7 protein-coding genes are annotated in these 10,291 nt (G+C 68.4%); all 7 read right to left on the bottom strand.

Annotated features, from left to right (window positions below; all coding sequences use genetic code 11):
• The coding region (locus KDJ86_RS18680; RefSeq protein WP_291749348.1) for an NAD(P)-binding domain-containing protein at positions 1 to 172 on the bottom strand (172 nt) is incomplete at its 3' end.
• Between the two features lie 51 nt (positions 173 to 223).
• Positions 224 to 1,420, bottom strand: a complete 1,197-nt coding sequence (locus KDJ86_RS18675; RefSeq protein ID WP_291749345.1) for a UxaA family hydrolase — start codon at positions 1,418 to 1,420, stop codon at positions 224 to 226.
• The gene (locus tag KDJ86_RS18670; protein WP_291749342.1) at positions 1,417 to 1,758 is read right to left on the bottom strand and encodes a UxaA family hydrolase; all 342 of its coding nucleotides are present in this window, start codon (positions 1,756 to 1,758) and stop codon (positions 1,417 to 1,419) included. Before KDJ86_RS18670 ends, KDJ86_RS18675 begins: the two co-directional genes overlap by 4 nt.
• A 97-nt stretch (positions 1,759 to 1,855) precedes the next feature.
• Positions 1,856 to 4,714 carry a hypothetical protein gene (locus tag KDJ86_RS18665; RefSeq protein ID WP_291749339.1) on the bottom strand — a complete coding sequence of 953 codons (2,859 nt, stop codon included), beginning with the start codon at positions 4,712 to 4,714 and terminating at the stop codon, positions 1,856 to 1,858.
• Positions 4,715 to 4,738: 24 nt separating this feature from the next.
• Complete coding sequence (locus tag KDJ86_RS18660; protein ID WP_291749336.1) at positions 4,739 to 6,052, bottom strand: cytochrome P450; 1,314 nt, start codon at positions 6,050 to 6,052, stop codon at positions 4,739 to 4,741.
• A 59-nt stretch (positions 6,053 to 6,111) separates the two neighbouring features.
• On the bottom strand, positions 6,112 to 9,369 hold the full coding sequence (locus KDJ86_RS18655; RefSeq protein WP_291749334.1) for an AAA family ATPase: 3,258 nt from the start codon (positions 9,367 to 9,369) through the stop codon (positions 6,112 to 6,114).
• 291 nt (positions 9,370 to 9,660) lie between these two features.
• Positions 9,661 to 10,291, bottom strand: a 631-nt coding sequence (locus tag KDJ86_RS18650) for a sugar phosphate isomerase/epimerase family protein (protein ID WP_291749331.1), incomplete at its 5' end; no start/stop codon positions are given.

Genomic DNA, 10,291 nt, shown 5'->3' with positions numbered 1-10,291 from the left:
CGGCGCCGGTCTTCGCCTCACGCGCGCCGCGGCCGACGAGATCGTCGACCGGCTCGCGGTTGCGATGGCCGAGGACGGTCAGCGGATAGCCCGCCTCGAGGATATTCTTGGCGGCGCCGTGGCCCATCAGGCCGACGCCGGCATAACCGACCCGCGGCTTGTCTTCGCTCATTCCTGTCTTCCCCCTCAGTGATTTCGCAAGTTTCCGTCGCCCATCGCTTCCTCAGGCGGCGGGAAGACAGGCCGGGCCGATCGGCTCGAAGGTCTTGTAGGTCAGGATGAATTCCTGGTGGCCGAGCTCTTCGGATTTCGTCCGCATGCCGGACCCGAGGCCGAGCACCAGATCGTGGATCTCGGCACCGACCGCGTCGAGGGTCGCCTTGCCTTCGAGGATGCGGCCGGCATCGACATCCATGTCGTCGGCCATCCGCCGATAGGTCTCCGGATTGGCGCAGATCTTGATGACCGGCGAGATCGCGGACCCGACGACCGAGCCGCGGCCTGTGACGAAGAGGATTGCGTGGCTACCGCAGGCGATCAGCTCGGCGATCTCGGCATTGTCGCTGATATTGGGGAAGCCGAAGCGCACCTCGCCGTCCGGCACCACGTCGAGCAGGTAGAGCCCGCCGCGCGGCGGGATGTCGCCCGGCTTGATCAGCCCGGCGATCGGCGAGGCGCCGGACTTGGCATAGGCGCCCATCGACTTCTCCTCGATGGTGGTGAGCCCGCCATCGGCATTGCCGGCGGCGAAGGAGCCGTAGCCGAGGGTCGCGTAATAGCGGGCGGCCTTGGCGACGCTCGCCTCGAGCTCGCGGCCGAGGTCCGGCGTGACCGCCCGGTCGGCCATGATGTGCTCGCAGCCGATCAGCTCGCCGGTCTCCTCGAAGATGCAGGCGGCGCCATCGGCGATCAGCATGTCGAAGGCCCGCCCGGCGGCCGGATTGCCGGTGATCCCCGACGTACCGTCCGAGCCGCCGCAGATCGTGCCGACCACCAGTTCCTCCGCCGCCATCGGCACCGGCGTCATCTCGTCGAGCAGCGCGCGCTGTTCGGCGACGAAGGCGCGTCCCTCGTCGATCGATTTCCGCGTCCCGCCGGCCGCCTGGATGACGATGGTCATCACCGCCCGGCCGCTTTCGCGGATCGCATACTCCAGCCGGTATTTGTTGAAGCTCTCGCAGCCGAGCGAGACCAGCAGCACCGCCCCGACATTCGGGTGGGTGCAGAGCCGCTCCATCATCGTCTCGGCATAGGAATTCGGATAGCAGCCCGGGAAGCCGATGACGTGGACGTCGCGGTCGCGGAGCGGGATCGCGATCTCGCGCGCGACATGATGGGCGCATTCCACCAGGTAGCCGACGACCACCGTGTTGCGGATGCCCTTGCGCCCGTCCGAGCGGGGAAAGCCGAGCATGGTCATGGTTCACTCCCGTAGCGCGTCCGTTCGTCGGCAAGGTGGTGGGTCGGCGTGTAGTCGCTCTTGACGTTGTGGACATGGGCGTGCTCGCCAGTCCGGATCTGCGTCGTCGCCAAGCCGATCGGCGCCCCGTATTTGATCACCTTCGCGCCGCCGGCGATATCGGTCCGGGCCAGCTTGTGGCCCAATGGCAGGTCGTCCGGCACCGTGATGGCTTGCCCCGAGACGGCAATCGTCTCGCCACCCCGGATCCGCGCCCGTGTGACGAGCACGTTGTCGCGGGAATCGAGGAGAAGCAGCCGCGGGTCGTCTTCCCTCGGCTCGTGGTCGGCATTGGACATCGCGGCCCCTCCCTTCGATGGCCACGACAGTGCCAAATACCCGCCGCCGGGTCCATCGCGGATCGGACCCGCATTCCAGGTCGGTCCGCCGGCCCGTCTAGCGTGAGCCGAGGTAGCGCACCGCCTGGCGTCCGGGCAGGAAGAAATAGGCCCCGCCTTTCACGGTCACGAAATCGCGGAGCCCCTTCAGCCGGATCGGTCCGTCCGCCGTCGGGACGGTGAATGTCCCGCGCTTGTCGCTGACCCCGACAAAGGCGTCGACCTCCGATTCCAGCCCGTGGAAGCTCGGCGCCAGCGCCCATGTCTGCTGGATGAAGCCGAACTGGCGGTCGATGTCGGTGTTGAGGCACATGAAGAGCAGGCCCGCCGTCCCGGCCTCGTCCGGGCCATAGGTCCGCCCGACCCGCAGGATGCGGTGGCGATTGCTGATCGCCAGTTGCGCCATCGAGCCCGGCTCGAAGGTCTCGCGGGGATTGCTGCGGCGGATATGGGCGCCGAGCGGGCATTTCGCCCCGGTCGAATCCTCCGCCCCGTAGAGGAAGTCATTATCCGGCCGTGCCGTCCGCTGCGGAGCGCCCCGCGCCGGCGCCCTGGCGAGATCGCTCGCCGGCCCGGTCGGGTTGCGGACGAGCGACGACCCGTCCTTCCAGCGACCGACCAGCTTTGCCGCGACCCAGTCCTCCAGCGCGAGATGGCCCGTATCCGGAGCCCGGCCCGACGCCTTGAGCGCCGCCGCCGCCTCCGACAGGAACAGGTCGAATTCGCCGCGATCCTGCTCGAGCTGGCGAACGACCAGGAACGACCCGTTGCGTCCGAGGTCGCGGCGTTCGTTGGGCGAGGCCGGTGTGAAGCGCGGCCGCTGGGCGAAGGGATCGCCCCCCAGCGCCGGCAGCAGGTTGCCGGGGTCGGCGGCCGCCGAAACCGACGGCGACGGCGGCAGGTATCCGAGATTGTCGGGATAGCCGATCACGAACTCGCCCGGCTCGACGAGATGCACCGACTGCGCCTCGTCGCGGCCGCGCGAGATGCCGCGGATTCGCGGCTGCGAGATGCCGTCGGCGAATCCGAAGGGCTCGCGCACGCGGACACCGGTCGCCGCCTCCGCTTCCTTCGGGATCTCGGTCAGCGGCAGCTCGTGCACGATCTCGATCTTGCGCGCCTTGAGCTGCTGGCGGCGCTCCCTGACAAGCGCCGCCAGAGTCGTCTTGTCCTTGCCGTAGAGGACGATGACGGCGTCCACCTCCTCGCCGGGCTTCCCCCACAGCCAGTCCTTGGGATCGTTCCGGCCGGTATCGCCGAGGGCGCTTGCCCGCCATGGCACGTTGCTGCCGTGCTGGAAGGCGAGCGGGAAGGTCACCATGGCGTCCTCGGTCAGGCCGAGCTTGACGAGGCCATCCTTCGACAGCCCGAGCACGGTCGCCTGGGCGTCGCCGCGCGTGTCGCCATAGGCAATGTCCGGCGCGAGCTCCTCGAGCCACGCCTTGGTCTCGGCCCTGTCGCCGGTGAAGCGGAGGAACAGGCTGGTCGAGAACCGCAACCGGCCGAGCCCGCCGAAGACCAGCGTCGGGATCTCCTTGAGTTCCAGCGCATCGGGAAGCCTGATCTCGGAGCCGAAGCAGGAGAGCCAGTCGGCCGCGTCCCCCTCGGTCACCGCCTGGGCGATCCCCTGGCGGATCGCCGCGTTGATGCGGATGCGGTTGAGTGTCAGGTCGGGATAGGCGGTGTACCAGAACCAGGTCGTCCGCTGCTGGCGCCGCGTCCACAGCCTCAGCCGGTCGCCGTCGGCGCAGCCCTTGAAGATCAGGTTTTCGGATCTTGGAAAGCCGATGGTGTTGCTCCAGATGCCGGTCACGCCTTCCTTCGCCTTCTCGATGAAATCCTCGAGATAGCTTTCCCAGACACCGTCATAGTTGGAGGTGAAGAGCAGCTTGCCGGTGCCGGGAAGCACCAGCCAGCGGGCAAAGTGGATGACGCCGGTGGTACCGAGGAATCCCGGCCGCGAATAGTGGGCGGCAAGGATTCCGGCGAACCACAGCCCGGCGCGGAGCGTCAGCCAGCGGAGGGCGCCGGGCTTGACCGTCGAGACCGCGGCGAGGTGGCTCTGGCGGGCATGCCCCTCGCGCTTCATGTATTCCGCCACCTTGTCCGGGTCGGGCGGAGTGTCTTCGGGCACGTCCGTCTCCTCCGCGCGCCTGAGCGCGGCATGGACCGGGATGAGAAGCAGGAATCCGGCGATCAGCACCAGGAGCCCGATCCAGGCGGCGAGCGCGAATCCGCCGAGCGACCAGGCGACCAGGAAGACGATTCCGGCGATGGCGAAGAGCGGCCACAGGAAGGTGGCGATCGCCGAGGCGAGGATCGCCCCCCACGACGCCGACGGCATCGGATCGAGCGAGGGGGCCGGCGCGGCGGTGAAGGCCCATTTGGCGCTCTCGTCGTCCCACAACCGGTTCCGGACTTCGGTCAGCCTCGCAAGCGGAGAGGTCGGCTCGATCTCGTCGAGCATCCCGGCGATCCGGTGCGCGAGCTCCGCTTCCTGGCGAATCTGCGTGACGGTCAGCCCGGGCGTCCCGTCGAAATTGACGCCGGGATTCGAGAACCACCCCTGCCCGACCGGCCGATGATGGTTCTCGAGAAACGTCGCGAGGTCCGTGCCGCCGGTCGCCACGCCGGCCTCGCCGAGGATGCCGGTGAGCTCCGCCTCCATCGTCCCCGCAAGCTTCGCCGTCACCTCGGGGACCGATCCGTCCGCGTTGACCTCGATGATCAGGTGGCTCGGCTTCGCCGCATCGTCGCGGACCACCCACATGCTGATGAAATGCACGAAGGCCGCCTCGTCGAGGCGATCCCGTATCGCCCCGGTCGGGGGATTGCCCATCGCGTCGAGGCGGGCTTCCACGGCCTCGGTGCGGGTGGCGTCGAAGGGGATCACGACGGAGAGAAAGGCGTGCGACATGGCGGGGCCTCCGGGGTTGTTCGGCTAGATGGCCGGCTTCTGTCGATCGAACGTCACCACGAGATGCTGGGGGAAGGAACCGAGATGGCGGAGCGTGCCGTCCTCGCCATCGGCGCGCCCGAGATCGTCCCGGCGCAGCAGCGCCTTCATGGTCTGGGTGATCTGCGCCTCGGCGATCAGCGCGCCGAGGCACCAGTGCAATCCGTGGCCGAAGATCATGTAGTCGGTCCGCGGCCGGTCGGGATTGAAGGTCCGGGGATCGGCGACGCGGCGGTCGTCGAACATCGCCGACCAGGTACTGACCAGCAGGATCTCGCCCTTGCGGATCGTCTTCGCCCGCGCCGTCCCTTTGGCGACGACATAGTCCTCGCCGCAAAGCCGGAACGGACCGGGATTAATCGGCTTGAAGCGCGACGCCTCGACCAGGCACCGCCACAGGCGATCATCGTCGCCGGACCGCACCGCGGCCTGTGCCTTTTCCAGGAATGCCGGGCGCTGGAGCATGATCTCCAGCATGTTGCCGGCCGCCATCGTGTTGGTCGGCACGAATCCGGCGATCATCCCGACGAGATAGGTCCGGATCGTCTCGTCGTCGGGTCCGTCGGGCATCGCCAGCAGCCGGCCGATGATCGTGTCGCCGGACGGAGATGTCCGGGCCTTGGCGATCGAGGCGTCGACGATCGCCCGCAGCCCTTCCGCCCCGGCGACCGCCGGCGGCCGCGCCCGTGGGTCGTCGAAGGGGTCGGCGAACATGTACATGCTCATCGCGAAGGTCCATTGCGAGAACGACACCCGCTGCTCGGGCTGAAGCACGATGCCGTAATAGTCCTCGCAGATGCGGGTCGCCACCAGCGTGATCAGCCCCTCGATGGCATCGAGCCGCCCTTCGGCCCTGGTGACGATCTCGGACGCCAGCGCCGCCGCCATCGGCGCGACGATCTCCGCGATATCCTCGCGGCGGAAGGCCCGCATCACCTGTTTCTGGATCGCCCGATATTCGGGGCTCTCCTCCATGCCGAGCACGAAGTTCGGCCCGCCGTTCAGTTCCTTGACCTTGTCGCCGAAGGGCACCGGGAAGGCCTTGTCGGCGCCGAGCACTTCCTGGACGTCGTCATAGCGGGTGACGAAGGTCAGTCCGATGAAGGGCAACCGGGCGATCGGCCAGAACCGGCGCATGAGGCGCAGGAAGATCGGCAGATTCGAAAGGAACCAGTGCGTCAGCTTCGCCTTGAATCCCGGCACCGGCTGAAGCGCTTCGGGATCGAAGCCGCTGCCCGGTGCGCCGATCGCGCCGCCGGACGCCGCCATGCCGGTCACCCTCGTCTCGCTGATCGTCATTGACGCGCCTCCTCCTGGACGTCACCCGGCCCGTTGACCGACTATCCGCCGCCTGCCGGTCACTCCAGCGAATCGAGTAGCAGTTTCGCCGCCTTCAGGTCCGGCGTATCGAAGCCTTCGGTAAACCAACCGTACACGCCGCCGAGCAGCGCCGCCGCTTCGGTTCTGCGGCCATGCTCCGCATGCAGGCTGGCAAGTCCGGTCGCCGCATGCAATTCCCAGTGCCTGGCCTGCCGGCGGCGCGAAGCGTCGAGCGCCGCTTGGTAGCTGCGGATCGCGCCGTCGGTGTCTTTCAGATCGAGCAGGAGCTCGGCCCGGACGCGATGGATCTCGCCTTCGTCGCCATAGGCTTCCGAAGCGTCGGCGATCCGCGTCGCCTCGTCGAGCCGCGCCAGCCCCTGGCGAAAGTCGCCCGCGCGCCGATAGGCCGAGGCGAGCCAGCGATAGAAGGTCGTGGTGTAGAGATGCGCCCCGCCGGCGCGATAGGCCGATATCCCGAACTCGATCAGCTTGATCCCGTCGGCGACCTCGCCGAGGTCGGCCAGCGCCCAGCCGCGAAAGATGAAGACGAAGGCCCGGTAATAGGCGAGGCCGTGTTCCTCGTTGACCCGTTCCAGTTCGTCCAGCGTGCCGAGCGCGCCCTGCGGATCGCCGAGCAGCAGTTGGGTGAAGGCGAGGCCGTTGAGGGCATGGGCGATGCTATAGGCCTGGTTCAGCGCATTTGCCTCGGCAACCGCACGGTCGCGCATCGCCCGCCCCTGCTCGAAATAGCCGAGATAGATCAGGATCCAGGACAGATAGGCGGTCACCACCACCTGCGCGTCCTGGACCCCGAGCGCGGCATAGGCCGGCTGGTCCTCCGGCTTGTAGAGCCGCTGCGCCTCCTCGAGGCTCGCCCGCGCCGCGACGAAGTTGCCGCGGGCGAAATCGGTGACCCCGCTCGACCGCCGGCCGAGCAGCGTCCAGATCCGGTCGTCGCGGGCAAGGCCGAGGCGGAGCAGTTCGGCCGAGCGCCGGGCGGCGGTCGGCAGCGCGTTGCTGATCAGCGAAAAGGCCCACTGCCCGCTCAGTACCGCCGGCAGTTGCGGCGGCTCGCCGAGCTTGTCGCAGGTCCGCCTCGCCGCCTCCATCGCATCGGAGGTATCCTTCGACGTGTAGCCGGTATGCGCGATCAGGGCCTGGGTGAGATAGAGTTGGAAGTCGAGCTCCAGCCGAAAGCGCTGCTCGCCTTCGGGAAGCCTGTCGACGATCGCGAGGCCTTTTCTCAGCCGGTCGATCGCCTCGACGATGGCCGAGCGCGCGAAGGCGCTTCGCCCCGCCCTCAGCCAGTATTCGACCGACTTGTCCAGCATCCCGGCTTCGGCGCAGTGATGCGCCAGCAGGTCCGGGCGCAACACGGCCGTCTCCGGGAAGTCCGCCTCGAAGAGACGCACCAGGTCGGCATGCAGGCCCCGGCGCGTGTCGCGCAGCATCGACCGGTAGGCGGCCTCGTGGATCAGCGCATGGGTGAACTGGTAGCTCGCCGCGGGCGGCACGCCGCGTCGCCGGACAAGCCCGGATTCGGTGAGCTGATCGAAGGCGCGCCGCAGCTCCGCTTCCGGCTTGCCGGCGAGACCCGCGACCAGCTCATAGGTGAATTCCCGGCCGATGGTGGCCCCGATCAGCGCGATCGCCCTGGCGTCGCCGAGGCGGTCGAGACGTGCCGTCAGCGACGCGCTCAACGTCGGCGGGACCGCCGCAAGGTCCGGCGCCGCCCCGTTGCCGGCGTGGTCGGCCAGCGTCCCCGCTCCCCCTTCCACCACGCTCCGCGTCAGTTCCTCGACGAAGAGCGGGATACCGTCGGCCCGCGCGATGATCTCCTCCGTGACGCCGGGCGGCAGCGTCCTCTCCCCGGCCCCCGCCTCGACCAGCGCGGCGCTGTCGTCATAGGTCAGCGGTGCGAGCGTCAGGGAGACCGCGTCCGCGTCCGACCATGGCGGGTGGAACTCGGGCCGGGAGGTGATGATCAGCAGGATCGGCAATTCCGGAACGCGCTGGACGGCGAGGTTGAGAAGATCGAGCGAGCTCGGGTCGATCCAGTGGACATCCTCGAAGACCATCAGCAGCGGGCGCTGCGCCGCCAGCAATTCGCCCTCGCGCAACAGGGCTTCCATCGTCTTCTCGCGGATCTTGCGGGGCGCGCCGTCGATGCGGGAGCCGCGCTCTTCCAGCGGCACCGACAGGAGGTCGCCGAGGAGCAGCAGGTCCTCCTCCTGGAAGGCGCCCGGGCTCAGCACCTGCGCCAGCTTCTCGAGCTTCTTTGCCGGGCTGTCGCCGCGGTCGATGCGCGCGGCCCGCTCGAGCTGGTTGATGAAGGGCTGGAACGGCGACGCCTGCTGGTGCCAGGAGCAATAGTAGCGGATACGGGTATGCGGCTGGCCGACGATGCGCTCGGACAGCATCGCCGTCAGCCGCGACTTGCCGATGCCCGGCTCGCCGGAAACCAGTGCGACGCGTCCCCGGCCGCCGCGGGCGTCCTCCCACAGCCGTTCAAGCGTCTCCAGCTCCGCGGCGCGGCCGACCAGCGGGCTTTGATGCGTCTCGCGCAGCGCCTCGAAGCGGCTTTCGGCACCGGTGGTGCCGAGCACCCGGTAGGCCTGGACCGGCTCCGCGAAACCCTTCAGCGCCACCGGCCCGAGGTCCCGGTAGGTGAAGAGCCGCCCGGCAAGCTGGCGCGTCGTCTGTCCGATGACGACCGTGTCCGGCTCGGCGAGCGCCTGGAGGCGGGCGGCGAGATGAGGGGTCTCCCCGGCGACATCCGACTCCCCGCGCCCGCCTGTCCGGACGATGTCGCCGACCACCACGAGGCCGGTGGCGATGCCGACCCGGAATTGCGGCCGGAAGCCCTCCAGCAGCTTCAGCGCCGCGGCCTCCTCGATGATCTGCAGGCCCGCCTCGACGCCGCGCTCGACATCGTCCTCGTGCGCCCGCGGATAGCCGAAATAGATCAAGGCGCCGTCGCCGACATAGCGGGCGACATAGCCACCGAAGCGTTCGACCACGCCGGTGACCATCCGCAGGCATCCGCCGATCACCTCGCGCATGTCCTCCGGATCGAGCCGCGAGGCCAGCGTCGTCGAGCCGACCAGGTCGCAGAACATGATCGTCAGCTGGCGGCGCTCGCCGGGCGCGGGGGCGGCCCGCGCCTCCAACGCCGCGGAACCGGTCGGTCGTTTCGGAGCCGATTCATTGCCGGCCGTCAGGGCGGCGCCGCATTCCGAGCAGAACTTGGCGCCGATCGGGTTCCTCTTGCCGCATGACGGACAAGCACTCAACATTGCCGCACCACCGCCCTTCCGGTGGCCCGGAGACGATCGCCCCGCGCCAGCCGCCTCCGAACCCTGCAACTCCGCGCTCCAGTTATGACAAACGATCGCGCCGTTGGCCATCGGCCCGCCGCGCGGAAACGCGCCGGCCGGAGTCTCGACGCGGACGGGGCGGAACAATGCTGCGGCGGCGCGGGAAGCGGCGAAGCGCGTCGCAGCCGCCCGAAGATGGAACGGCGCGGCCCAGGGGACGCGCCGTTCCGACGTCTGCGAGCGGCCTTCGTCCGGCCGGAAAGCGGAAGCTTAGAGCCCCTGTTCCCGGAGCTTGCCGTCGAGGAATTTCTTGGCCCGCGGCACGTCGCTTTCCTCGAGATGCTCGATGATCATCGAGATGTTGGGATGCTTCTCGGCGAGGCGCCTGAGGTAGAGGTCGTAGTTCAGCGCCCCGAGACCCGGCGCCGGCAGCTCGATCTCGCCGACGCCGCGGAAGGTGTGGCTCTCCAGCGCGTCGTCGTCGCCGATGTCCGCGTGCTTCTCCGACTTGTCGTCGCCCGAGCGCATCACGTCCTTGGCATGGGCGATCTTGATCTTGTCGCTCAGCGTGTCGAAGACCTGGTTGAGGATCTTGTCCATGTCGTCGATGTTGTGGGTCTCGAAATAGTTGGTCGGGTCCATCAGCAGGCCGAGGCCGGGATGGTCGACCTGGGCGAACATCTTCACCGTTTCCTCGACCGAGCCGACGACGTTGTTGACGTAGGTCTCGAGCAGGAACATCGCGCCGTGGTCATAGGCGGTCTGGGCGAGGTCGGCGATCACCTTGCGGCACTCTTCGAACCCTTCCTCGGTCTTGTTCTTGGGGTGGGCGACCCAGTCCGATTCGGTGTTGTAGGTGCCGGTCTCCGAGATCACGTAGCGCGAGCCGAAATTGCGGGCG

The sequence above is a fragment of the Bauldia sp. genome, assembly GCF_020442045.1.
GTDB lineage: Bacteria > Pseudomonadota > Alphaproteobacteria > Rhizobiales > Kaistiaceae > Bauldia.
This window is presented reverse-complemented; position numbering and strand designations above follow the sequence as displayed.